Here is a 26,398-nt window from a genome sequence, read left to right on the forward strand (position 1 = left end):
GAAATGCATTATGAATTCAGAAGAAGCCCTCAAAATCCTCCAAGGTCTTATCCAAGTCAACACCGTTGAAGGTCAGGAAAGCCAATCTTTAGACTGCCTAATCCCTTATTTGGAAAAGCTCGGTTTCGACTGCCAGACCATAGCCTATGCTCCCGGCCGTGACCAATTAATCGCTGCCTGGTCTTCAGGTCGGCCTGGACTCCGGCTCGGCTTGACCGGGCATCTGGACGTGGTTCCCTGCGGCCAGGAAGATGCTTGGACCTATCCCCCATTTGCAGGTCAAATCATAGACGGCAAGATCTATGGCCGAGGCGCTTCCGATATGAAGGGCGGTCTCGTCGCTCTGATCGCAGCTGCCAGTCGGCTCATCCAGGATCAGACCATCGAAACTGGTAGCCTTTACTTTATCATCACAGCCGATGAAGAAAGCGGAGGCAAGGGTGCTGAAGCCTTAGCCCAAGCCGGCCTCATTCCAGAACTCGACGCCCTCATCTGCGCCGAACCCACTGACCTCACCATCTGCACCGGCCACCGGGGCGGCCTCTCCCTTAAATTCGAGAGCTTCGGCCAAGCCGGACATGCGGCGACTGCTCCAGTGGAAGAAAATGCCCTCCATCTTATCTTGGATCTAGCCCAAGCTATCCGCCAAGACTTCCAAGCCCAAGCAGCTGACCTCAACCACCCCATCTTAGGCCAGCCCTCCCTGCAAATCTCCTGCCTCCACGCCGGGCAGAAAGCCAATCTCGTCCCCGACTATGCCTGGATGACCCTGGACCGGCGGACACTGCCCCAGGAAGACCACAAGCAGATCCTAGCCAACTACCAAGAGCTAAGCGACCAGCTTAGCGCAAACCGACCCTATCCCAAGATCCAGCTCAGTCTTATTGCCAACATGTCCGCCCTTGCCACCGACCATTCTGCCCAGCTCATCCAAGCCAGCCAGGCAGCCTACCAGCAAACATTCAATAAGGAAGCCAAGCTCGCCCCCTTCTTCGGCGGCACAGACTGCGTGGCTATTGCCAGTCAGAATCCCGAACTGGAAGTGGTCATCTTTGGACCTGGCAAGACCCAGCACCAGGTTGACGAACACCTTGACTTGGACGACTTCTACCAGGCGATCAGCTTCTTTGAGAAGCTGATTGGAGACTATTTGGGATAAAAAATAAGCGTTAGCTTTTCTACTGATAAGAGGAGCTAACGCTTTTTATTCTAAATGATACCGCACAAGGCTCTTAACCATCTTATATTCTAGCTAGGGAACAAATTAGCGCTCTGAAACTTCAAGGACTAGTTCCTTAATTTTCTCAGCCATTTGATTCACTTCATCCCCTGTAAAGATATTCTCTGGCTCGATTAAGTCTGGTCTATGGACTGTCGAGTCAAAAGCAAGCACTGGAAGACCCTTTTGGATCGCGCGACTGACAATATCATCAACTTCTTCATAATAATTGATATCTAGGTAGATGTCGGCTTGGTTTAGTAGGTCTTCAATTAGATCGTTATGAGCTAAGGGGTGAATAAAGATGTTTTCGAGTCTTTCTGCTAGGTCAATGAGGTTTGGCGCTACAGAAGTATATGCTGCGATATGAATGCAAAGATCAGGAAGTTCACGAGCTAAGTCTTCAACGTGCTCCAAGTCAGCTGAATAGGTCAAAATGAATGCATGATATGAAAAATCTTTAAGACTGAAGTAACGCTGGTATTCCTCTTTCCAAACTTCTCTTGAATCTTCTTCGAAATCTTGATACACCGTCCGACTTTGGTGTAGCTTAGATAAGTGGAGAGCGAGGGTTGCTGGAAGATAGATATCATACTCAGCCATATAATCGATTTTTTCTTGATAGTGACTGATGTAATCACCTAGACGCTTGGGTAAGCTAGTAAGTTCAGTAGACATAATAGAATTGTCATGTTGGCGATAATGATATAAATCAATACTGATATAACATATGTTGTTTGCTTCTAAATACCATTTATAAGTAACAGCTAGGTCTTCATAATACATTCCCACTGGAAATAAATGCTTACGAACTATTCCTGAATTAACAAGCTTCCCTCCAACATTAACAAAAGAATCCCAGAAATTGGCTGTTTCTATTCTCTCAACTGCTTCAATGGGATCATAAAGAAGAATGTCAATATCCCCGATTGATTTATAAAATATATTTCCTTGGTTATTAAACAGTCTGTGAGAGGACATCACAATATCTGCATCTTTTGCTTGGGCGAGTCGATACATCACGTCCAAGCTATTTTCTACAATCTTATCATCTGAATCTAAGAAAAAAATGTAGTCTCCCTTAGCCTGGCTAATTCCAAAATTTCGTGCCGCAGACAGGCCTTGATTTTCTTGATGATACAATTTAAAACGCTCGTCTCTCTGACAATAATTATCTGCAATAACAGGTGAGGCATCAGTGGATCCATCATTGACCATGATGACTTCAAAGTCTGTAAAAGTTTGCCTTCTCACAGATTCGAGACATTCGATAAGGTATTTTTCCTCATTATAGATAGGAATAATAATCGATATAGGTATATTCATTATTCTCCTCCATCACTAAAATCTAAAATAATTTCAGAAAGATAGTCTGCGTCGACTGCTTCAGCAATGTTTTCATCGTAATTGTGCTCAGCAGTGTGTTTGGCAGGCAGTTTCACTTTCGTCTCTGCCCCCATTAAAAACCATTCGTATTCGGAGTCAATATGACCGAGGTCAATAACTTGATCAAGCTCTTGGTAAAGATCATAAGCAATTACCTTAGCTGTTGGCCCTAACATCAAAAGGACTAGCGCTCCCTGATGTTCATCCAAAATTGCAGCTTCGATTCGGTCAATTTGACTGTAAGCATTTTTATGTGGAGCAATAACCCGCCGAATGGACTTGGCCCCCTTGAAGAGATCATTTCCTACCCCCGAACGGGAATATTTACCTTCAACAATCAATAGGTCACGGTCCTGCCACAGGGCCTTTAATTTTTCGAAGTAGCGAGCACTCGGCCTTTTATCGACTAAATCACTATAAGGCCTTGAAATAAATGAATTCCCATACCACTCCGCTGGACATAAGCGGGCATAAGTTTTTCTATAGATGCTCAAATTATCCTTCCAAAAATCATAAAAATGTTTCTGATAACGATCCCAACCAGTGAAGATATCGGCTAAGCAAACCATAAAGTCTTCATCACTTGTCCGCCCCAAAATTTCTTTGAGCCGGTCTGCTAATTTTGCATCGTAATGTTGGTAGTGGATACTAAGGCCTGAAATAATAGCCATTTCACCATCGCCGAAACGTGCCACTGAAGGGTGATGGGCCTCGATATAGTCTAGGCTTTCATCAATGGATAAAATTTGAGGCTGGAAACTGCTCAACTGCTCGCTCTGTTTTCCTACTTTCTCAGCAAATTTTCTTAGATCAGCGACCATCGTATCAATCTGCTCAGTTTCATAAACATGCTGCCCCGCTAAGTCAGCTTGGTGGGCCAAGCCGGCAAAAGTAAATATCTCAAGGCCCAGACGGTGGGCGGTTTCCACACTGTGTCCCACTTCAGTGAAGTGGTTGATATCCAAATAAAGGTCTGCTCCAGCTAAGAGGTCCGCCATTTCTTCTGAACCTGCCTGGGGGTAGAGCATGACATTCTTGTAAGACTTCAGGTCCAGTAGCCGGTCTCCCATCAAGGTCGGTGCGGCAATATGGAAGCTAATCTCTGGGCATCCAACAACCAGGCTTTCGAGCTGTTCTAATTGGTCCGTATTAGTACAGATGACAGCCCGACAACTTGCTGTTGATTCTTTTTCCTTCATGAGACAGTCAATATGGCAAGCTAGGCCCTGGACATCACCCTTAGAATGAATATGCCGTCTCGAAATCAAATCAGGACGGTGGCAGGTACTGTCAAAAGCCAGAATCGGTAGCTCTTGGGCAACACAGGATTCGATAGTCCCCGAAATTTCTTCCTGGTAATTGATATCTAAGTAAATATCTGTCTCTTCAATTAAGCGATCAAATAGACTCTGATCGGCAGAGGGATAGAGACTGCAATTCGCATATTGCTTGAGCTGCAAAAGCTTGGGACTCATATTCGTGGGAGCTGCAATGCGAAAAGCATAATCCGGCATATTTTGAATCAGCTCTTCGATGGCTTCGATTTCCTGGGAATATGTAAAGACGGTAAGTTTCCCCTTGAAGGACTGAGCCCTATGTCCATCTTTTCTTATCATCTGGTGGACTGTTTCAACCAGTACTTTTTGTGTGAAATAGCCATTCTTGATCAAGAGATTAAATTCTGCCACATTTTTTAGGAGTTTATCATAGTTTGCTTTGGTAAAATTTTCTAATAAATCTGGTAATTCATCGAGACTGCTGATAGCTAGCCCTAAGCCATTACCGACCACTATGTCTTTTTGACCAATATCTTCTGGAATAATCACTGGAATTCCCGCAGCCAGATAGGTCGATAATTTATAAATACAGTTGTAATGGTAATAATCATGCCAAGGGCCTTCACTGCCACCCCAAACTAAACCAAAGCCGCCCTTTGACAAGCGACGCATCAAGTCTTCTTGCGGAAGCCAACCCTGGTAATTAAAAGCTGGGTGGTTCTTTTCCTCAGGAGCCTCACCGTATACCGTCAGGGGGTAATCAAGGGGCCATTCTTTCTCCAAACGAAACTTCTCAGGAATTCCAGCAAAATGGACCTGGCGCGTAAATCTCGGTTGGTCCAGATGGAGGGGCTGGATATAGTCCCACATTTCTTGGACTACATAGCGGTTAACTTGGACGCCATAGCTAACTAATTGCTTATACAAAGTCTCACTTGGCACAATAAGTAAATCGGCCTGGTTAAAGATCGCCACATATTCTTGGATTAGCGACGACGTGCTCTCAAACATTAAGAAAGGCACATCGTTAACGAAGAGAGCCAGACGCGTTTTCCTTTGCTTTAACTGACTAACTAAAGCCCGGTCAAAGGCCAATTCATTCCAACTTGGAAATTGCACCAGCACTAAGTCACCTGCTTCAACACCTGCTAGGATACCTTCAATCCGAATTGATCGCTCAGCCGCCCCTTCTCGCCCATGACTTAAGGTAGGGATAGCCAGTTCATTGAAGCCAAAATCTTTGGCTATCTTAGCGACCTGGTGTTGTGAAATCTGTGCGGTGCTAGATTGGGCATGGCCATAGAGCACTGTGAGAAATTTTTTCATCTTAACTATCCTTTCACTCTACAAATCTCAACTATTAAATACAGCTAACAAGGATAAGACCAGCCCTAGGATTATTGATAGGCCCATCAGTATCCCCAAAATGACTGGGAGTTTGGAGAGCTTATCTTCTTCCTTATCCTGATCTTCGATTTTTTCATTGCGTTCCTTGGCTACCATGCGTTTAATTTCTTGGTCTAGGACATTCTTTTCTTTATCTTTCATCGCATCTCTAACCTAACACTCTCTGGTAATCTGCCACTGTCGTTTGGCCAGCATAGGAAAGTTGGACCGCTAAAGCTCTATCACGTTCTTCCTGGTCCTGAGCTAAGGTCTGCATTAAAGCAACTAAATTTACTGGTTGCTCAGCGCTAAAACGATGGCTAGGTGCTATATATCTAGGTTGGTGGAGGGTCTCCTTAAAACCGAGGACAATTTGACTATGGTTAAAGGCTTGGCGGACAGCCTTATAAATTTCAATACTATGGTTGATGTCTAAATAGCAGTTACACCTCTTAAATAAGTCGGCTACCCTGTCCTTAGAAATATTAGGATAGAGGTGTAGGTTATCATAGCTGTCAAGATTCATTAGTTTGTCCGACATTTCGGTAATGGCTCCCACATGAAATTCCCATTCAGGAAGCATCTTAACGATATATTCCAATGACTCCACTTGATCCGTATTGGTCAAAATGAGTGCCTCATTTGCTTGACTCATCGGCTGTTCGAGGGGATAGATATAACCTAAATGATCGAGTTTATCATCAATAGACGCAATGCCTTGCGCGTCCATCAACTGGTGTAAGCGTTCAAAGTTTCCCAGATCATCCGTAATCACCCGCTTAGCCCGTCCAGTTCCTCCATTGAAAATCAACTGCATATTTCCAGGAATTTCATCTGTGATGGGTTCTTGCCAGAACAAGATATCCTCTCCTTCTAAGTTCAGACGGTGGGAAACTAAAAAGGGCAGCCCTAGAGAATTCATCAATAACTCCGACAAGTCTAGGCCACTCGCCTTCAGATAAAAGCAGAAAAAGTCAATTAAATCTTTAAAGAAATAATGCTTATCTTGATAGGCCAGACTGACAGCAGCGGTCACTAAGTTATGAACAATAACCTCTCGTCCCTTAGTATCATAGTAGGTCTGCATGGACATACCACCAGCCGTATCAAAAGCAATTCGGCTGAAGTGACGACCAAATTGATTGTAAAGATCAACAAAAGCCACCCGTCCTTGTTCATCCAACCAGTCGACTTTATTGATTAAACGCTGCTCCTTAGGGTCTGCATAATAGATTTGTGCTTTTAGCTGACCTAAGTCTTTGACCTGGGCCTTACTATTGTCACCAGATATTTCCCAAAAAGGATCCATAGGCAGTTCATTAAAATAAAGTGCCTTGCCTGACTCATCCTCTTCTCCCATAAAGAATTGATAGGGGCTCTGAACTTCCTGCGGTAAGAATCCTTCATCCTTAAGAACAATGCTTGGCCACTGGTAACCTGCCTGTATTAAAGAATGGTGTAAGTCGCGACTTGCTTCATTATAATTTTCGAATAAATTAATCATGACTGTACCTCCTCTAATAACTTGCGCCAAGCAGCTATAATCTTCTCATCTAAGAAATTTTGAGCTCTCTGGTAAGAAGCCTCCTGCATGGCTTGCCGGTCAGCTTCGCGATAATACTTAAGTAGCTTAGTTGTTAAGGCCGCGATATTGTCTTCCGCATCGCAGCCCGGCTGGTAAGGAACCAGGTAGCCATTGCTGCCATCTTCAACAAAGGTGACATTGCCATAATTCACTTCAAAACCAATAATGGGTAGGCCAGCAGCAATAGCTTCTAGTAGTGTCAGGCCAAAACCCTCGCTCGTCGATCCAGCAAAATATAAATCATATTTTTGGTAAACCTGGGCAAGATCCTGGTGGCCCTTAAGCTGAATATAGTCCTCTGCCCCTAGATCTTTAATTAATTCCCTCAGGCTAGTTTCTTTACTGCCCTTACCATAAATATCAAAAGTAATTTGTGGAATTTCCCCTTTCGCCCTTGCTACTGCTTCAACGAGCCAATCTACATGCTTCTCTGCCGCTAATCGCGAAGCCGTCATCAAGCTAAAGGCTTGTCGTTCGCCAGGCTGGGGATATTTTAAGTTCGAGATACTCCCCACAGGAATAGCATAAACCTTAGCTTCTTTATTATAATAATGGGCAAATTGCTGGTCTAAGACTTCCTTTTGAGCCTGAGTAGAGGCAATGAAGAAATCAACCGTATCACTATGCATAAACTGATAGTCATAATAGTTATTCCAGAGAATATAGTCATTAGTCGTTGGCCCTTCACTAAAATGTTCCGCATGGATAACAACGCCAATCTTAGCTGGTGGAGCATATTGGAAAACAGCCTGACCGGTACCAGTTGCCCGGTCTAAGATAACGATATCTCTTTCGGATAAGTTTAATTTTTGAATAAAATAGGCAAAGAGCTCTTCTTTATTGTAGAGGATAGCATCCGGCATCTTAAAAACACTATGGGCTCCATCAACAATCTCTTCATATGCAACGGAACCATCTTCATTGAAATACCGGCGCTGATAGAGTTTTGCCTTATTATCCTGGGGCGCATAATACTCCGAAAGAAAACGCGTATAGTTATAGTAATCCTTACTCACCAAGCAACCATTAACCACAAATTCCACTCGGTTAACTAAGTCATCGCTTCCTTCAACAAGGTAACAAGTTGCATACTGCTGGCCTTGGTCATAGTAGAGTCGGACAATTTGGTCCCCCTCTTTCTTCTCCTCTTCGATGGCGTGAGCCAGGCTGGCCTTCACATCCGCTAAGCGATAAGAAGTTGCTCGAATCTTGATATCTGTGAAGTAAAGATACATCCAAATAATATCTTCATCCCTAAAACCAATATTTTGCGTAAAGTGAGCAATATTTTCATTTAAAATAAGATCAACAAAGACAAACTTAGCTGACTCTCCTAGCTGGTCAAAAATTCTAGACCGGTAGATCTGGGAATATTCGACTCCACTTGAAGCCCAACCAATTCCCAAATTAATATTATAAATTGTCATAAGCTCCTCCTCTTTCCTAGGCAAATTGCACTAGCATTTTGCCGGTCTCTGATTGGACTAGCTCACTCAGTGACAGGTAACGCACAATCTCAAAATAAATCCGCTGACGCATTTCTTGATAGGACCAATAAGCTTCACGTTGGTATTCATAAATCGGGTTACGCTGTGCAGACCGCCGACTCATCACGACTTGCTTGAATTGCGTCAGATAGTCGACCTGTTCAATCCAAGTCGCATCAATCGCCTTCAATAGACACTTGCGGATAAAATCTTCAAAGAGTGCTTGGTCGTTGAAACGTCTCTTTTTTGCTTGGTATTGACTATTGAATAATTTCATTAAATAATTTTGCAGCTGCTTATCCGACATCTGGCCAAGTGCTCCAAAGTCCGGACTAATATTATAGGAGAGATAGTCATAGATAAAGCGTTCAATTTGAAAGGCGCGACTTTGATCAGAAGTTAAGGTCCGAGTGAAGGCCTCAAAAACTTCTTGGGCAAGGGATTCAAAGTCAATCGCTTTTAACCCTCCCCCTGCAAGCAAGGCATTGCGGTCACGGTAAATTAACTCACGCTGGATACGCATGTCTTCATCCATTTGTAGGATTTGCTGACGGGAGCTTTCACTGCTGCTGTCACTTGCTTCTTGGGCTTGTTCAAAATATTTTTGATAGCGAAAATTCGACAATGCCTTGGCTTGAGGGGGCCTAGTATCCTCATCAGAATAATAGCGAATATGTTCAGGGCCCCATTTGTGAATCAATTCATCTTCTAAAGAAACAAAGAATTTACTCATACCAGGATCCCCTTGACGGCCTGCACGGCCTCGTAATTGAAGGTCGATACGCTCACTTGTCATATGCTCTGTTCCAATCACAGCTAGGCCTCCCAATTCAGCGACTCCTGATCCGAGCTTAATATCGGTTCCTCGCCCTGCCATAGCGGTAGCCACTGTGACTGCCCCCATTTGGCCCGCTTCTTTGACCATTTCAGCTTCTTTGACAGCGTTGTAGGCGTTCAATACATTATGTGGAATGCCTTCTTTCAGTAGAATAGCTGAATATAAGGCGGATAATTGAACGGAGCCAGTGGCAATTAACAGGGGCTGTCCGGTCGCATGGCGCTCTTTAATATATTGGATAGCCGCATAAACCTTATCAGGGAAGCTGCGGTAAATAGAATCCGGTAAGTCTTTACGAATAACTGGCTTATGGGTAGGAATCGCGATAACTTCCATCTGATAAGTCTCTATGAACTCATCTTCTGCTGGCTTACCGGTCCCTGTCATTCCCGCCATTTTATCAAACAATTTAAATAAATTCTGATAGGTAATAGAGGCCATGGACCGATTATCCGCGGTTAATGAGACATGCTCCTTGGCTTCAAGAGCCTGATGTTGCCCCGCTTGAAGACGGGTTCCTTTAAGCAAACGCCCATCTGTTGAATCGAGTAGGACGAGCTCATCATCTTGAACAACATAATCTTTCTCATTCTCGAAGAGGCAGTGAGCCCTTAAGGCTAAGCTCACCTGGCGAACAAGTTCACGATTATCTTTATGGTAGAACTTCTCTAAGCGGAAATATTCTTCGGCTAACTTGATTCCTTTTTGAGTTAACCAGACCCCATCCTTTTCATCAGTAACATAATAATCTTGTTCCTCTTCCAGACTGACGACAAAATCATCTGCTAAGGCATAGAGATTTGATTGAACCCTAGGCGAGCCTGCAATGACTAGAGGACTTGTCGCACTATCCAACAAAACTGCATCTACTTCATCAATAATGACATAATAGAAGTCGCGTAAATACTGCTGGTCGCGAGAATCCGCTAGATTTTCAATCAGATAGTCGAAGCCCAAGCTAGAATGGGTGGTATAGACAATATCTGCTGCATAGATGGCCTTCTTATCTTCAGCTTCGAGATCATCCGCATCTTCAGGAGCCCCCATGGCAATTGACAAGCCCATGAAACGATAAAGTGGGCCCATTTCTTCAGCATCCCGGCAGCTCAAATAGTCATTCACGGTCACCAGGATAACCCCACGACCTGTCAGAGCGTTCAGGTAGATAGGTAGGGTTGCTGTTAGGGTTTTCCCTTCCCCTGTCTTCATTTCAGCAATATGCCCCTCATGGAGGACAATCCCCCCGAGTACTTGGACATCGTAAGGGTACATCCCGAGGACACGCTTAGCCGCTTCGCGAACCGCCGCAAAAGCTTCCGGTAAGAGTTCATCTAGGCTCTCTCCCTCTTGGTAGCGCGCCTTGAACTCATCAGTCTTATGACGCAATTGACCATCTGTTAGTCTTGCCATCCCATTAGCTTCCTGATTAACTTTTTTTAGTATTTTGCGAAGTCGGCGCAGGCGGCCCTTATCTAAATCAAATTTTGGCATCGAATTCCCCCTCATGGCCCAAATGCTTTAATTGGGGTTTATAATCTTGCAAGAAGGCAGAGACGCTCTCTGTCGATTGAAGTTGTCCTGGTGCATAAATCCTTACCCCATCCCTGTGCAACAAGTCCTTATAATTGGCCAGGGCTCCCTTTAATGTTTGATCTAGGCCTAAACTGGCGTGGAGGCTAAGATAGTCAGCCTCCGTCAATAAATCTTCTGTAATCAAAGTTGGACAGCTTAACCGTTCGCCATGATATAGGGCGGCTATGTTACTAATAGGGCCATAACCCACTAAAGTCAACTGATCTTGTTTCCTATAGGCTTGGTCAACAAGCTCTCGCGCTTCTTCTCTTAAATAAAGCTGACCCTTGCTCAGCCTAGAAGTGATATAGCTATAAGGCGTATGACTTCCCCTTAATGACGCAATCTGTGGACCGTTACCCAGTTCATCAAAGATTAAGTACTTAGTCTTTGTTCCAACATGTAGAGCATAAGCTTGCTCAAAATCTCCTGCCCGCTTCTCTTCATAGGCTCGTAGGATAATTTGTCGAAAGTCAACAGCACGACAGCCGCCGTTCTGCATCGTGATAGCATAGGCATTATAATTTTCTGGTACCTTGAAGTAATCACCTCGCTTGCGCAAGTAGCTTTCTTCAATCAAGCTTCCATAATAATCATAGAAGGATACCTTAAAGAAAACCCTGGCTTGAGGAGAACTTTGACCTAAGAAAAACAGCTGGTAAGCTGCCCCCCGTCTTAGCAGGGGAAGCTTGGCACTTTCCTTAGTCATCTGGAAAAAGCTTCGAGAGGACCATGATGTTATCTGCTTTCCTGAGGGCATGAGGGCATTTTCAAAATAAACTTCATCTGGACTCTGCCAAATGATTTGCGACCCATAAGCAAAATCGCCAGCGTTAGCTTGGCCCCATCTAATTGATCGTCCGACTTGCATTCAAGACCTCCTCACCTTCTGCTTCTGTCAGTAAACGCCGGTATTGGTTGATAAACCAGTTGGTAATACCAGGTGTGTTGTCATTATGACGACCAAGGAAACTCTTACTTATCACCTTAGCCGACTTTCCTCTCAAAACTTCCAAGAGCCTATAGTAAGCGGTATCATCGTAATCATCATTCTTCATATAAGATACTGCGAAGGTCGTCCCACGATAAGCTCCCTCTGCCATGCGGTTCAAGATACGCTGATCCATAAACTCTAAAACTTCTTCCTGGTCGCCATGATCAAAACGTCGCACGAGATCCAGAGAAGTCTGAAATTCATCGGGCCGGACGAGGCGTTGCTTTCTAGCCATGTTTCCTAACGATAACAAGGGTTTACCTATCACCACGGCATAAGGGTTAAAGAAACTGCTGTAATAGCATGCGCCTGTCGTGCCCATGGATAAGCCTGAGAAAATAATTTGACTGTCATCAAAGCCAAGTTGATCAAGACAGGAGTTAATCTTCGCTAAGAGCCGACTTTCCAATTCTTGACTCACTTGGTAGAAGGCTCCCCCTTCTGACCTAGGATCCCCTACTAATATAAAGGGATGTTCAAGCCCCTTCATCATCCAGAATCCTTCAAAACCTTCTGCTGTCCGATAACCCGAAAAATAAACATTGAGCGGGGGCTTAAGGTTACCTGGATGAAAGTAGAAGATCAGTTCTTCTCGGCGATTATCTCTTAAGACTTGGCCTCCTGGGATAAAGCAACCAAATTCCTTACGGGAGTGTCGAATATGAAGATCACTTAAACGGATCTTCCCCTTTCCCTTGACCTCTAAACAGCATGTGGCATAAGCATCTTCGCTTGGATCTAAAGTAATCGTTTCTTTAAGATCTTCCTCGGTATATACTGCTACTTGGACTAGCTCATTGATAGATCCCAAGCGGGTATAATAAACCCGTAAGCGAATATCAAGTGAATCATCAGCTTGATATTCCAACCATAGATCGATATAACGGTCACGACTAACAACCAAGTTTCTCTGCCAATAGAGGAAGGGCGTCCATTCACTTTCATCAATAGCTTCAACTTGATAGCTATTATGTCCTTCCATCCGACAACGCCCTTTAAAACTGTCTTGGAACTGGATCAGCGTAATATTCATCCGCTCTCCATAATTGCCATCAAAATAAAGTTTAGTCATTTCGACGACAAAGTAAGCAGGATCCATTATTTGAACAAACTTTGCAAGTTTATAATCAAACCAAGCCTTAAAACTAGTTTGCTTATAGTAATCCATATAGCGACTATCAATGAAGACACTGTAAGCTTCCATATAAGGCAAGAGATCTGTTGCCCATAACGGAGGCACTTCTCCAGTAATTAACACCAATGAAAAGGGTCTCGGCTCCGTATCCAAACCCAGTTCTTCTAAAGTAAGAGAAGGATTCGATGGCTCTATAAACGTCCAATCCACTTCACAAAGAAATTCAACCCCCTGCGACCAGTCACTTGTTCCTATCTGCAATACTCTTGTCACTTGTCTTCTCCCCTAAATAAGCTTGCCATGCTTCTACAATTTCATTTCCATGATAACGATTAATCTTATCAACCGCATAAACTAAGGCCTCATTCCAATGTTTCAGGCCTTGAAGATAATAATCAATGCCTTCACTCAGTTGGTCCCTATTCTTTGCAATCCAGCCATTCTTCTTATGATCAACATAGGCAGTCGTTACCTGGTTAATTTGCGGAATTCCAGCACTGATAGCTGCAATCTGCGTATACAGGTTGGGCGTCTTAGCCAGATCAATCACCAAACGAGTCGTCTGAAACTCTTGAATCAAATCCTTATCCGTCTGCAGGTTTCGCAATTGAAAAGCGGGAAGCTGCTCATCATCTGGTAACTTATCTTCAAAGTCTTCCACCTCTTGCTGGACGGGGTGGATTTTCTCTTCAAAAGTCTGCACGATGTCTTTAAGGACGCCTTCCCTTTCATAGGATAAACGAAAACCTGCTAAAATCACCTCTATACGCCGGTCTGCCTTTATTTTTTTTAGCATTAATTCCAAAAATTCCTGCACCTGGCTATCGGTCACACCATCAAGCTGGTAGAAGACACGTAGAGCCTTAACCCGTTGACTCAAACCTAACTGCAAACGCGTATCGAAGGGCGTCAAGTTTAATATGTTCTCTGCCTGCTTACTGTCGCTATCCCTTAATATACCCTGGCTTGCTTCACTATCAACAATAACTAGGTCTGCTTGATCAAGCAGGTTAGATTTTTTATCCAGTGGCCGCCTAGAAAATATGGAATAAACTTTCTTTCCTTTGGGCCCAGCAGCCAATAATAAGTCATCATGCTGCTTGTCATTAGCGATGACGAGCACATCCTTCTGGCTTAAGTGATCACTAAAGTAATCGGTCACTTGAGCTCTAATGAAATGCGTCATTGTATCAAAGACTCGAGGAAATCTATCTGACCAAGAAGTAACTTGGCCTGTCTGGTAATCATGGCTCAAAATTCTTTGTCCCGATGAATTAAAGAAGTCATGCCGCACTAAATGCTCCTTTGCATTGTAGTAATAGGCACTCGATAGGTAACCACGATCGTCAAAGACTAGATTTTTTTCTTTACATCTATCCTTATAGAAGACGACATCATGGATCCAGCCTTCAGAAGAATAATTGATATCTGCATAGTGCTCTCCCTCCAGATAGGCCAACATTGCAAAAGGTGTCGGCACGAATTGAATGCGTCCAGGCCAGACCAAGTCCTCCAACAATAGAGCCTGACTTGGTGCATCCTCAAAACCTTGTACAGCATCAAAGACTGACCAATAGGGAATTCGATCTAAGACTTGGTCGTGGAGGCGATTCCTCAGATGAGGCATATAATTTAAGAGAAGAAGTTCGATAGTTTCTCCTGCTTCATGAAAGATTCGCATCTGATTAATCGTGTCATCAAAGAACAATTGGTCATAAGATAGATGACTTTCATCCCAGGATTGATCGCCTAAATACCAAGACGGTACAAAATAATACATCCAAGTCCTCCTTTACTTATTCAAAGATACCCTTATATTTACCTCGGATATGTAAGGCCTTAAGTTCCTCAAGAATCCCTAAACTCAGTGAGAATAAAATTAAAATACTTGAAGCAGACCGCAATGTGCGAGCATGTTCAGGAAAGATAACACCTAAAACAGTGGGTAAGCCAACGACAAAGAGCATGTAGCCTGTTCCGATACAAGCCATATAGAAGATAACCCGACGCAGATAACCCTCCGTTGCCTTGCCGGGATTGACTCCGCTAATATAATCTCCTGATTTTTGTAGATTCTCCGCTAATTCTTCAGGATCGACATTCACAAAGGCAAAACCTAAACTTAGAAAGATAACAATTGCTAGGTAAATACCTGCCCCTAAAGGCTGGGTCATTCCTAGATTAGCCATAAGTGCCTCTGCCCAACTAGCTTCCGGATTGAAATGAAGAATTAATTGTAGGATATAACGCGGCAAGGCTGTGATTGTCATGGCATACATAATTGCCATCCCCCCACTCGGATTCGCTTTAATCGGAAGGTAAGACTTTTCAGCAAAATCGTTATTGATCATAACCCGATTTAAAGGAATGCGCCGTTCTCCCTTCTCCATTAAGATGGTCGTTAAAGCAGTAAAAGCAGCAAAGAGAGCGGAAAAAGCAAAGAGATAGATTTCCTCTTGATTGGCAATTCCAGTGATATACGTTTGCATCGCAGAAAAATTGCGCGGAATCCGCATGAGCATATTAGCTAAGATAATCACCGTCGGCCCCCCAATACCAAATTCAGTATTCTTATTGCCTAGCCAAATCAGATAAAAACTTCCGGCCAGTAAGAAAATGACAAGTATTGCTTGCATCAGGCCATCAGCTAAGGCAATTTCCTGATTTAAGGGATAGGCCATCACCAAGCTTAAAGCCTGAATACTGCCAATAACCAAGGTTAGAAGGTTACGATAGATCGTCTCTTTTTTTATGGGAACTTTAAGCTTTTTATACCACTTAGACATGGCCACAAAGCGCCAAATAATCATGGTTGACATATAAGGGCCAATCCCCAAAGTAAAGAGGGAGGCTCTCTCCAAGTCACCCCCAGTCACACTCAAGGCAACTGACAGAAAATCATCTGCCTGGTAGTGGTCACTCAAAGTCTGAAAGTCAACGAGTGGTAAAGGAAGCGTCTTTCCAATTACGAGAATAATTAAAATAAGTGCTGTGAATAATATTTTTTGTTGTAATAATGATAAATTGAAAAATCGCCGTAAACTTATAGACACAAGTTTGATAATCCTTTCTTCTTTATAAAAAATAAAAGGGTTGGGAGCCAAAGCTCCCAAGCCCTATTATCTTAAACGCAATACTATACTGTAACACATTAATCTGAGTTCACTCATAGTTTCGTGTTAATTACAGGACAGTTTCTATCCAATTAGATTAGGAAGGAGAAAGTCCTTCTCAGCTCTTAGCTTAGCAATTCCTTACTAACTATTGCAAGGAATTACTATGCTTTTTATTTCTTCTTGCGTTTACTTGATACCATGCCAAGACCTGCAAGAGCAAAGAGTAGACCCGGTGCTAATAAGCTAGAAGTTCCACCTGTCTTAGGCAAGACTTGGTTGGTGCGTGGTTGACGGCGGTGTGCCATTGTCTGAGCACCCGTCATTTGTTTAGCTGTCGCTGCTTGACCTTGGCTGGTCGAGGAAGTTTGAGCAGACTGACTTGCACTGCTAAGAGCAGAATCGCTAGCATGTTGAGCAGCTGAATTGTTGGCGTTTGTTGATGTCGCCGCAGAATCACTTGTCGAACTTGGCGCGGCTGCCTGATCAACAGACACGCTAGTGCTTGTTGATTCAGTGAGGGAGTCGCTCATCGAACTTGGTGCGACTACTTGACCTTCAGACGTGCTCGTAGCTGTTGATTCAGTCAACGAATCGCTCGTTGAACCTGGAGCTACTGCCTGATCAGAACTTGACTGACTAGCACTAATTGAAGCTGATTCCGATAATGAAATCGATTCTGATGCTGAAGCAGCCTGGCTCAGACTCACCGCTACCGATTCACTTTGAGAAGCACTAATCGATGTTTCAAGTGATGCACTCGCTGAAGCTGATAAGGAAGTAGAGAAGCTTTCAATATCAAATTCTGGAAGTTCAGATTCAATCCAACCTGGACCATGAGAGTGGACTTCAGAAACCATGTTAGATTCTGAATTTGGCGCTTGACTTTGCGCTTCAGATAAAAGACTTGCAATCACAGAACCTTGTTCAGAAATCGTAGCCGATTGCTCGAGACTCGTTGAAGTCTGTTGTGATTCAAGTAAGGAATCCGATCTCGAGTCAAGTTCAGATAGGGAGACATGCTCACTAATCGTTTCGGACATTGCCTCGGATAAGCTATGAGCTAAAGCCGAAGCTGCAACTGAAGCGCTATGGGCGGATTCGGAGGCTGCTAATGATGTGCTGGCCACTTGGCTAACCGCTTCAGATGTCGCCACTGAGGCGCTGTGGGCGGATTCCGATGCAGCTACGGACGTGCTGGCCACTTGGCTAACCGCTTCTGAAGTAGCTACCGAGGCGCTGTAGGCAGATTCGGATGCAGCTGTTGACGCACTCGCTAACTGGCTCATTAATTCAGAGATAACAACAGATGCGCTATTAGCAGATTGACTAGCTGCCTGTGAAGCGCTGTGTGCTGCTTCTGAAGTGCTTGTGGCTTGGCTTACTGCCTCTGAAGTCGCTATTGATGCGCTATGAGCGGATTGACTAGCGGCTACTGATGTGCTGTAAGCACTGGCTGAGGCCGCTTGTGACATTGCCTCCGACAAGCTATGTGCTGAGTTTGATGCAGCTACTGACGTGCTGTAGGCACTCGCTGAAGCTGCTTGTGACATAGCCACAGATAAACTGTTTGCCGAGTTTGATGCAGCTACTGACGCACTGTGGGCGGATTCTGACGCTGCTACTGATGTACTATAGGCACTTGCTGAAGCTACTTGTGACATTGCTTCTGACAAGCTGTGGGCGGATTCCGATGCTGCCACTGACGTGCTGTAAGCACTTGCTGAAGCTACTTGTGACATAGCCACAGATAAACTGTTTGCCGAGTTTGATGCAGCTACTGACGTGCTGTGGGCACTTGCTGAGGCCGCTTGTGACATTGCTTCTGACAAGCTATGAGCAGACTCGGAGGCTGCTACGGATGCGCTATGCGCAGACTGACTATTCGCTACTGAGGTACTATAAGCACTTGCTGAGGCTACTTGTGACATAGCTTCAGACAAACTGTGGGCGGATTCCGATGCAGCTACGGACGTGCTCGCCACTTGACTCACTGCTTCTGAAGTCGCAACCGATGCGCTGTGAGCAGATTGACTAGCCGCTACAGATGCACTATGAGTAGATTCGCTATTTGCTACTGATGTGCTGTAGGCACTGGCTGATGCTGCTTGTGACATTGCTTCTGACAAGCTGTGGGCGGATTCCGATGCTACTACTGATGTACTAGCTACCTGACTTACCGCCTCTGAAGTAGCTACTGATGCACTATGCGCAGATTGGCTAGCGACTTGGGATGCGCTATGTGCCAATTCACTTGCTGCTTGTGACGTTGCTACGGATGTACTGGCCACTTGGCTCACTGCTTCCGATGTTGCGATAGATGCGCTATGAGCAGACTGGCTATTCGCTACTGACGTGCTATAGGCACTTGCGGAGGCCGCTTGTGACATTGCTTCTGACAAGCTGTGGGCGGATTCCGATGCAGCTACGGACGTGCTCGCCACTTGACTCACTGCTTCTGAAGTCGCAACCGATGCGCTGTGAGCAGATTCTGAAGCCGCTACTGACGTGCTGTAGGCACTGGCTGAAGCTGCTTGTGACATAGCCACAGATAAACTGTTTGCCGAGTTTGATGCAGCTACTGACGCACTGTGGGTGGATTCAGACGCTGCTACTGATGCACTATGCGCAGACTCAGATGCTGCCACTGACGTGCTGTAGGCACTGGCCGAGGCCGCTTGAGACATTACCTCCGACAAGCTATGTGCTGAGTTTGATGCAGCTACTGAGGCACTGTGAGCGGATTCGGAGGCGGCTTCTGATGTGCTTGCTACTTGACTTACTGCTTCTGAAGTCGCAATCGATGCACTATGGGCAGATTCAGACGCTGCCACTGACGTGCTGTAGGCACTGGCTGAAGCTGCTTGTGACATTGCTTCTGACAAGCTATGAGCAGACTCGGAGGCTGCTACGGATGCGCTATGCGCAGACTGACTATTCGCTACTGAGGTACTATAAGCACTTGCTGAGGCTACTTGTGACATAGCTTCTGATAAACTATTCGCAGATTCAGACGCAGCTACTGAAGTGCTTGCCACTTGGCTTACGGCTTCTGAGGTTGCCACTGAGGCACTGTGAGCGGATTGACTAGCTGCTACTGACGTGCTGTAAGCACTTGCTGAAGCTACTTGTGACATTGCTACAGATAAACTGTTTGCCGAGTTTGATGCAGCTACTGACGCACTGTGAGCGGATTCGGAGGCTGCTTCTGATGTGCTTGCTACTTGGCTTACGGCTTCTGAGGTTGCCACTGAGGCACTGTGAGCGGATTGACTAGCTGCTACTGACGTGCTGTAAGCACTCGCTGAGGCCGCTTGAGACATTGCCTCCGACAAGCTATGTGCTGAGTTTGATGCTGCTACTGACGTACTATGAGCAGATTCTGAAGCCGCTACTGACGTGCTGTGAGCGGATTCGGAGGCTGCTTCTGATGTGCTTGCTACTTGGCTTACGGCTTCTGAGGTTGCCACTGAGGCACTGTGAGCGGATTGACTAGCTGCTACTGACGTGCTGTAAGCACTGGCTGAAGCTACTTGTGACATAGCCTCAGATAAACTGTTTGCCGAGTTTGATGCAGCTACTGACGCACTGTGGGCGGATTCTGACGCTGCTACTGATGTACTATAGGCACTTGCTGAAGCTGCTTGTGACATCACTTCAGATAGGCTATGCGCAGATTGGCTAGCGACTTGGGATGCGCTATGTGCCAATTCACTTGCTGCTTGTGACGTCGCTACAGATGTACTTGCCACTTGGCTTACTGCTTCTGATGTCGCCACTGAGGCGCTGTGAGCGGATTGACTAGCTACTACAGACGTACTGTAGGCACTCGCTGAGGCCGCTTGTGACATCGCTTCGGACAAGCTGTGGGCAGATTCGGATGCAGCTACGGCCGTGCTCGCCACTTGACTCACTGCTTCTGAAGTCGCAACCGATGCGCTGTGAGCAGATTGACTAGCCGCTACAGATGCACTATGAGTAGATTCGCTATTTGCTACTGATGTGCTGTAGGCACTGGCTGAGGCCGCTTGTGACATTGCTTCGGACAAGCTATGAGCAGACTCGGAGGCTGCTACGGACGTGCTTGCTACTTGGCTAACCGCTTCTGAGGTTGCCACTGAGGCACTGTGAGCGGATTGACTAGCTGCTACAGACGTGCTGTAAGCACTTGCTGAGGCTACTTGTGACATTGCTACTGACGCACTGTGGGCGGATTCTGACGCTGCTACTGATGTACTATAGGCACTTGCTGAAGCTGCTTGTGACATCACTTCAGATAGGCTATGCGCAGATTGGCTAGCGACTTGGGATGCGCTATGTGCCAATTCACTTGCTGCTTGTGACGTCGCTACAGATGTACTTGCCACTTGGCTTACTGCTTCTGATGTCGCCACTGAGGCGCTGTGAGCGGATTGACTAGCTGCTACTGATGTGCTGTAGGCACTGGCTGAGGCCGCTTGTGACATTGCCTCCGACAAGCTATGTGCTGAGTTTGATGCTGCTACTGACGTACTATGAGCAGATTCTGAAGCCGCTACTGATGTGCTGTAGGCACTCGCTGAAGCTGCTTGTGACATTGCTTCTGACAAGCTGTGGGTGGATTCACTTTCTGCGTTAGAAGCAGATTCAGACAGTGAATCATTGTCTTTTTCAACCTTTACCGTCACATTATCATGATCTACTTGACCTGTTGGATAGCTTGTAACGATAGTCGGTAAGGTCTGAACACTATCTTCCTTATGTCCAGCAGCTGGCGTATAAGTAATTTCCCCAGTTATTGGATTAATTGAGGCTGTATCACCATTATTCAAAGTCACTTCAGTAGTTGTGACACCTGCTGCATTTGGATCTTGGAAAGCGAATGTCGTTCCAGTTGGCACATCGGACATCGCCTTCTTAGTGGTAACTGTCTTCAATGGATCGTTCGGATAAGCAGGGTCCTGAATCTCAGCTTCAGTGAAGATGGTAGGGCTGATCGTGATCGAACCTTGACCAGATTCTGCATGATTAACTGCTGGATAGGAAGTATCATAAACAGCCTTATCCTTCATCTTAACTGTCACGGTAACGTCAGCTTGGTCCTTAGTTCCATCTGGATATGTCACTGTAACTGGAACAGTATAGTTACCTGGCGTATTACCGTCTGGCAAAGTGCTTGGATCGTCAACTGTTACTGTAGGTCTTTGATCTGGATAAGCTGGATTCTCTTCATAGCCAGGAATTGTTACTGCTGTTGTCACATCGTTTTCAGTAGCTGGTTCACCATAGTCTTTTTCAACTGGAGCCACACTTGGTTCGTACTTATCATTTTCTGGTTGAGGCTTAACGGTTACAGTTGCTGTAACTTCATCACTTGTTTCATCAGGATAAGTAACTTTAACTGGAATGTTAACTTGCGTCTCAGTTGCATGGTTGCTTCCTGGTGTAAAGCTGATTACTCCAGTATTTGGATCAATTGTTGCTTGATCACCATCTGCCGTCGCAAAACCTGTACCCCCAGTTCCTACATTAATGCTAAATTTAGTTCCCGCTGGAGGAGTAACACCTTGTTCCTCGTGAGAAGGACCGATCGGATCATTTGGATCATTAGGTACATTAGCAGTAAAGCTTGGTGTTAGCTCAGTTGGGCTTGTTTCACCAGCTGTAACTGTTGGTTGAGGATAACTTGGTTGATAAGTGTCTTCATTTGATTTGTTAACAATAACCTTAACCGTCACTGGATCCTTCGTTCCATCTAGGTACTCAACAGTAACTGGCACCTCATGAACGCCTGGAGTCTTGCCATCTGGTAAAGCATTTGGATCATCAATTGTTACGGTTGGTGTTTGACCTGGATAAGCTGGGTTTTCCTCGTAACCAAGTACAGTTACCGCGTTCTTGATCTCATCTTGAGTTGGAGCTTGACCATAATCTTTCTCAACTGGTGTCACACTTGGTTCGTAGAGCTCATTTTCTGGCTTGCGTGTCACATCAACATAGACATCGACGGTATCGGTTGAATTGTCCCCATAAGTAATAGTGACCGGGATTTGAATCGTCTGACCAGCTTGGCCTTCAGTGAGACTTGCTGGAACGGTAATTGAGCCATCATTGTTAACTGTTACACCACTTGCACTTGTTGTGTATTGTAGGACTTCTGGATTAGCAGCTTGACCATTCTTAACGAAACTTGGCGCATTAACTGTTCCAGCTTGGCCTTCTTCAAGCGAAATGTTGTCATAGCCTGGCTCGAACTCTTCAGCCATGGACACTTTTTCCCATTGCGCATAGACCGTGGTTGAGTTTTGGAAGGCAGTTTCAGGCGTGACAAATTCTCCTGACCCATCTTGAGCGGTGTTCCAACCCAAGAAACGATAACCTTCCAAGGTCGGGTCATTGGCCATATTACCTTCTAGGCCGTTATTGGTATAGCCCACTTCATTGGAGAAGTCTTCGTTACGAGGAACGTCGGAGTTATCAATGGCCGTCGTATTACCGGCAGCATCTGTCGTTTCGACTGGCGCGGCATAGGTCATCACGCGGCGGGTAGAAGTTCCGTTAGGTTGGTTGAGGTCATAGGTAACCTGGATAAGTACACGAGCAATAACCGCATCTGACCCTACAGAAGTTTGGATGGCTTCTTCATTATCTGCAAGAGCTCTTTCTTCAGTCCCAACCTGATAATTGAAGGATCTTGCGACAATTGGAGAATCTTTCACCACGCGGTCTGTATCGGGGATTGCATATTCAAACTTGTACAAGCCCTTGCCGGGTTCTGGATAGGTCTTGTCACCTTCAACAGTATAACTTGCACCTAGTTCTGCTGCATTCCCTGACATAGTCCGCACATAACGGGTCTGGCCTGAATTCGCATCAATATAAGAAATTTCTACCAATTGGTTAGGGACATAGGTATAGCCTGTAATCACCTTGTCAAAGTCATACATGTCCTCAACAACAGGCATGTATTGGGTTCTGTCGAGCAGAGCTGATGAATTAACTTCTGTCCCGATAATTAATCTTGGAGCATAAGAAGTTTCTGCCTGGCCTGGTCCGAATTCAGCAACTTTTACGCCGTTGATATAAACTTCACCGCTGTTATCAACCAATTTGCCGTTAGCCCCAGTGTAGAGACTAATCTCAGACCCAGCCGCTAGCTTGAAGTCATGAGGTAAGGTGTAGGTATAAACAGTATTATTGGCATTGACGGCAAAGTCATATCTGGCATCCGATCCTCTAGCCCCACGAGAAGCTGGATAAACCCCTAGATGACCGATAATTGGTGCTTCGCCTGCCTTCATGGCTAACTTAGCCGCAGATTCATTCCAATAGAGAATCTCCCCATCGATTAAATCAGATCTTTTGACGCCATGGTTAGTTGGTTTAGCGAAGCGGATTTCAATCTTATCCCCTTGTCTAGCCACAGCCTCCTGATCAGTAGTCATCTTAACCCGGTCGATACCATGATCATTTTCGATGATCATCGCTGAATGCACTGAGATTGCAGTCATTTCAGGCTGTTGGTCATTAATGGTTGGATAGAGCTTCTTCAGGTTATCAGAATCGACATTTAAAGTCGTTAGGGTAAATTGCTGGCCTGACAGTTCCGTCGAAATATTATCGATAAAGCCTTGGGTACCCTTATTAGCATAAATTATTTGACCAGTTTCATCATTATAGTCAAATTCATTCGGTGCATAGATCACATAAGCCATATCACCAACTACATTGACTTGATTGCGGGTAAAGCCGGTTCTAACATTATTTGGATTAACCGCTCCCTTCATTCCTGATGTAATGGAAGGTTCGACATAACCAATGTACCCATAGTCATCTTCCTTCAAAACATCTAAAAGTTCTTTATCAAAGGCTAGACGGTAAGCAATGGATTGGCCGTTGAGTTTCTCATTTCGGTTATCCGTATCTTTCTTATGGAACTGACTCGCCACATAGAGTTTGTTTTCAGATGGATTATAGGAAACTGTATTTTGACTAGAAACAAAGTCTGGCGCCTGGTCAACAGATGAAATAACTTGTAGGTAAGGGTTGAGCCCTGACTTTAGATTAGTCGAAGTCGTCTTAGGTATGGTGACAGACTGGGTATAAGAACCATAGCCGGTTAAACTCATATTGGAATCATTAGTACCACCCATGTACTTAGTATAGACATTCCCATTAGCATCTAAGAGACGAGCCTGGATGGTCGTATCAATCGTATCCAATTCTGCTCTCGTTACATTGTCACGCAGGTACAGACGGATTGGTGACCGTTTTGTTTCAGTCCCGGTTTCAATATTTGATAGAACTAGAAGCTTATCATTGGCTTGGCTACCATTAATGAAGCGATAAACATTCCCATTCCGGTCTTCATAATAGGATTTGGTCCAGTCAATCCGTTTTTGGAGGTCATCGGAAATTCTTAAGTTTAGGCGAGTCCAAACATAGGCTGATCGAGGGGTATGGGTATACATCATATCGATAACTTGGTCGCCATCGGCTGTCTCATGGAAGCCCTTGTATTTCAACTGTTGGACGCTCAAAGGCTCTGAAGGGTTATTAATGACTCTCAGTTCTTGACCTGGCTCCAATTCCCAACGCATTGAGTTCTGGCCCTTGATGGAATCTTCATTCCAGTTAGGTTCTAGATAATACTTCTTACCCGTATCGACATCTTCGAAGTATCTTCTCCCATCCTGATCAGTCTTAGGAACTAGAATAGTATCCGCACTTGCTGAATCATTTAAGTCAGAAATAATTTTATCAACTTCAGCTGTCGATTGAGCAGCATCGATCTTAGCTTGTACAGCTGCTACATGGGCTGGATCTGCACCAGTTGCTTGGGAGTTATTGGCCTGGGCCCGTGCATCTAAGATTGCTTGGGCACTAGTCTTAGCAGATGCCTTCGCTGAATTGAGTTGAGCTTCTTTTTGTGCTTTCTCTTCAGGTGTTTCCTCTTGTGGTGCTACATTAGCCGCAGGATATTTTGTTTGAGCTTCTTTAACTACAGAGCCAATTTCTTCAATGGTGTTGGCAGCGTCAATTCGAGACTTATAGGATGCTAAATCGCTAGCTGCCCCATCGTTATGAGCTAGGGCCTTTTCTAGGTCTTCTTTGACCTGGGCCTTGTTGCCGGCGAGATTGCTTACAGCCGCATAATAACCTGCTTGGCTGCGGTCATCTTCTTGAGCAGTCGAACGTTCTAAGCCTGCTTGGAGATTCTCATCTTCCCGTGCCGCTTCGTTCGGGGTCTTACCATTGGTTTGAACACTTGCGGCACCAGCCAGAGCGGTTACTTCCGCACCATTCTGGGCAATGACTGGATCGACTGCTGTATCCAGGTCAAAACGAGCCTGGTCCACATTAAAGACCTGGCTGCTTGTCCCAGCTTCAGGACGTGTTTGAGCCTGAGCTTGTGGTGCTTGATCAGCGGCGGACTGGTCTTCTAGAACGGGTTCACGGCTTGCTTCATCGGCAGATCGACTGTCTTCAGCTGCTTGATCACTTGATTCCGTTTCAGAACTTGCCTCTGCTGCAGACTCACTCGCTTTGTCTCCTTCAGAAGTCGAAGTTTCCGCACTTTCAGACAAGCTAGCCGCTTCAGAGCTCGATCCACTGACTGAAGCGGATTCAGATTCTGAGGCACTGATAGAAGCCGACTCGCTCGCAGAAATTGACAGTGACTCACTAATTGAAGTCGATTCACTGATGGAAGCTGAAATTGAAGCCTCCACAGAAGCTTCATCCTCTTGTTCCTGTGTTTGAACACTTACGGTTTCACTTGCCACATCTTGGCTCGGTGTCTCAGAAGCAGCTGATAATTCTGCTGTTTCCGCTTCCGCTAGGGTTTCTTTCTCGTAAGCCTTCTCAGTTGGTAATTCGTCCGCAGAAACCTGGGCTGAGGTTAACCCAGCCCCACCAACTAAGGCACCTAGGGTCGTTAGTCCCTTGAACAAGTGACCTTGGCTGCCGAGATCAACATCTTCTGAAATTTGAACATCTTCTACGACTTCTTGGCTACCAAAGAAACGCAAAAGGCCAAACTTCGACAGGCAAGTACTCACCCAGTGCTTCCCTGACTTATGAAGTTTGACACGTGTTTGACGTTCGGTTTCTAAGAAGTCGCCATGCCTAAACTTTCTCTTCATAGACTCTCCTTCTTCTCTAAATAAAAATACAAATAAAAGCGACAAAACATTAAAGCGATAAAACTTTGATCTCTCATCAAATTCCCATCCCTATTTAATTATCGAGGACAGTTATAACTATTTAAGCAAAAATAAATTATAGTTTCAAACTATTTTATTAACTGAAAGCTAAATATCAAAATTAGTTCCTTTTTGTATCGAAAACGCGGCTTTTTGTATAGATTTTGTCTTTCTTTTATGAGTTTTTGATAACAAATTAAGTCCTAAGAATTCAAATTATTC

12 protein-coding genes are annotated in these 26,398 nt (G+C 45.0%); 1 reads left to right on the top strand and 11 read right to left on the bottom strand.

Annotated features, from left to right (window positions below; translation table 11 throughout):
• Window positions 1-10: 10 nt before the first annotated feature.
• Window positions 11-1,159 carry a M20 family metallopeptidase gene (locus F6I03_RS03815; protein WP_070430487.1) on the top strand — a complete coding sequence of 383 codons (1,149 nt, stop codon included), beginning with the start codon at window positions 11-13 and terminating at the stop codon, window positions 1,157-1,159.
• Window positions 1,160-1,264: 105 nt separating this feature from the next.
• On the opposite strand, the gene F6I03_RS03820 is transcribed toward F6I03_RS03815, so the two are convergent.
• From F6I03_RS03820 to F6I03_RS03870, 11 genes are all read right to left on the bottom strand, one after another.
• Entirely contained in the window at window positions 1,265-2,545 is a 1,281-nt protein-coding gene (locus F6I03_RS03820; protein WP_070430488.1) for a glycosyltransferase, read from the bottom strand.
• A complete protein-coding gene (locus F6I03_RS03825; protein ID WP_150983068.1) occupies window positions 2,545-5,208 on the bottom strand; it encodes an SP_1767 family glycosyltransferase in 2,664 nt (887 codons plus the stop codon). Before F6I03_RS03825 ends, F6I03_RS03820 begins: the two co-directional genes overlap by 1 nt.
• Window positions 5,209-5,235: 27 nt before the next feature.
• Window positions 5,236-5,430 carry a hypothetical protein gene (locus tag F6I03_RS03830; RefSeq protein ID WP_070430490.1) on the bottom strand — a complete coding sequence of 65 codons (195 nt, stop codon included), beginning with the start codon at window positions 5,428-5,430 and terminating at the stop codon, window positions 5,236-5,238.
• A 7-nt stretch (window positions 5,431-5,437) separates the two neighbouring features.
• Window positions 5,438-6,772, bottom strand: coding sequence for an accessory Sec system glycosylation chaperone GtfB (gene gtfB, locus F6I03_RS03835; protein ID WP_070430491.1), 1,335 nt, complete (start codon window positions 6,770-6,772; stop codon window positions 5,438-5,440).
• A complete protein-coding gene (gene gtfA / locus F6I03_RS03840) occupies window positions 6,769-8,280 on the bottom strand; it encodes an accessory Sec system glycosyltransferase GtfA (RefSeq protein ID WP_070430492.1) in 1,512 nt (503 codons plus the stop codon). The genes gtfB and gtfA overlap by 4 nt, the downstream gene beginning before the upstream one ends.
• A 16-nt stretch (window positions 8,281-8,296) precedes the next feature.
• Window positions 8,297-10,669 (bottom strand): accessory Sec system translocase SecA2, encoded by a 2,373-nt coding sequence (gene secA2 / locus F6I03_RS03845; RefSeq protein WP_083290519.1) that lies wholly within the window; start codon window positions 10,667-10,669, stop codon window positions 8,297-8,299.
• Window positions 10,656-11,621, bottom strand: coding sequence for an accessory Sec system protein Asp3 (asp3, locus tag F6I03_RS03850; RefSeq protein WP_070430494.1), 966 nt, complete (start codon window positions 11,619-11,621; stop codon window positions 10,656-10,658). Before asp3 ends, secA2 begins: the two co-directional genes overlap by 14 nt.
• A complete protein-coding gene (gene asp2, locus F6I03_RS03855) occupies window positions 11,599-13,152 on the bottom strand; it encodes an accessory Sec system protein Asp2 (protein WP_070430495.1) in 1,554 nt (517 codons plus the stop codon). The genes asp3 and asp2 overlap by 23 nt, the downstream gene beginning before the upstream one ends.
• Window positions 13,121-14,659, bottom strand: a complete 1,539-nt coding sequence (asp1, locus tag F6I03_RS03860; RefSeq protein ID WP_070626203.1) for an accessory Sec system protein Asp1 — start codon at window positions 14,657-14,659, stop codon at window positions 13,121-13,123. The genes asp2 and asp1 overlap by 32 nt, the downstream gene beginning before the upstream one ends.
• A 16-nt stretch (window positions 14,660-14,675) precedes the next feature.
• Window positions 14,676-15,992 carry an accessory Sec system protein translocase subunit SecY2 gene (secY2, locus tag F6I03_RS03865; protein ID WP_083290520.1) on the bottom strand — a complete coding sequence of 439 codons (1,317 nt, stop codon included), beginning with the start codon at window positions 15,990-15,992 and terminating at the stop codon, window positions 14,676-14,678.
• A 173-nt stretch (window positions 15,993-16,165) separates the two neighbouring features.
• Window positions 16,166-26,116, bottom strand: coding sequence for a Rib/alpha-like domain-containing protein (locus F6I03_RS03870; protein WP_150983069.1), 9,951 nt, complete (start codon window positions 26,114-26,116; stop codon window positions 16,166-16,168).
• Window positions 26,117-26,398: the final 282 nt, after the last annotated feature.

Origin of the sequence: Aerococcus sanguinicola (assembly GCF_008726925.1) — a bacterium.
Classification (GTDB): domain Bacteria; phylum Bacillota; class Bacilli; order Lactobacillales; family Aerococcaceae; genus Aerococcus.

Coding starts and splice junctions, on each gene's coding strand:
- F6I03_RS03815 (WP_070430487.1), top strand. CDS start 11: ATGAATTCAGAAGAAGCCCTCAAAATCCTCCAAGGTCTTATCCAAGTC.
- F6I03_RS03820 (WP_070430488.1), bottom strand. CDS start 2,545: ATGAATATACCTATATCGATTATTATTCCTATCTATAATGAGGAAAAA.
- F6I03_RS03825 (WP_150983068.1), bottom strand. CDS start 5,208: ATGAAAAAATTTCTCACAGTGCTCTATGGCCATGCCCAATCTAGCACC.
- F6I03_RS03830 (WP_070430490.1), bottom strand. CDS start 5,430: ATGAAAGATAAAGAAAAGAATGTCCTAGACCAAGAAATTAAACGCATG.
- gtfB (WP_070430491.1), bottom strand. CDS start 6,772: ATGATTAATTTATTCGAAAATTATAATGAAGCAAGTCGCGACTTACAC.
- gtfA (WP_070430492.1), bottom strand. CDS start 8,280: ATGACAATTTATAATATTAATTTGGGAATTGGTTGGGCTTCAAGTGGA.
- secA2 (WP_083290519.1), bottom strand. CDS start 10,669: ATGCCAAAATTTGATTTAGATAAGGGCCGCCTGCGCCGACTTCGCAAA.
- asp3 (WP_070430494.1), bottom strand. CDS start 11,621: ATGCAAGTCGGACGATCAATTAGATGGGGCCAAGCTAACGCTGGCGAT.
- asp1 (WP_070626203.1), bottom strand. CDS start 14,659: ATGTATTATTTTGTACCGTCTTGGTATTTAGGCGATCAATCCTGGGAT.
- F6I03_RS03870 (WP_150983069.1), bottom strand. CDS start 26,116: ATGAAGAGAAAGTTTAGGCATGGCGACTTCTTAGAAACCGAACGTCAA.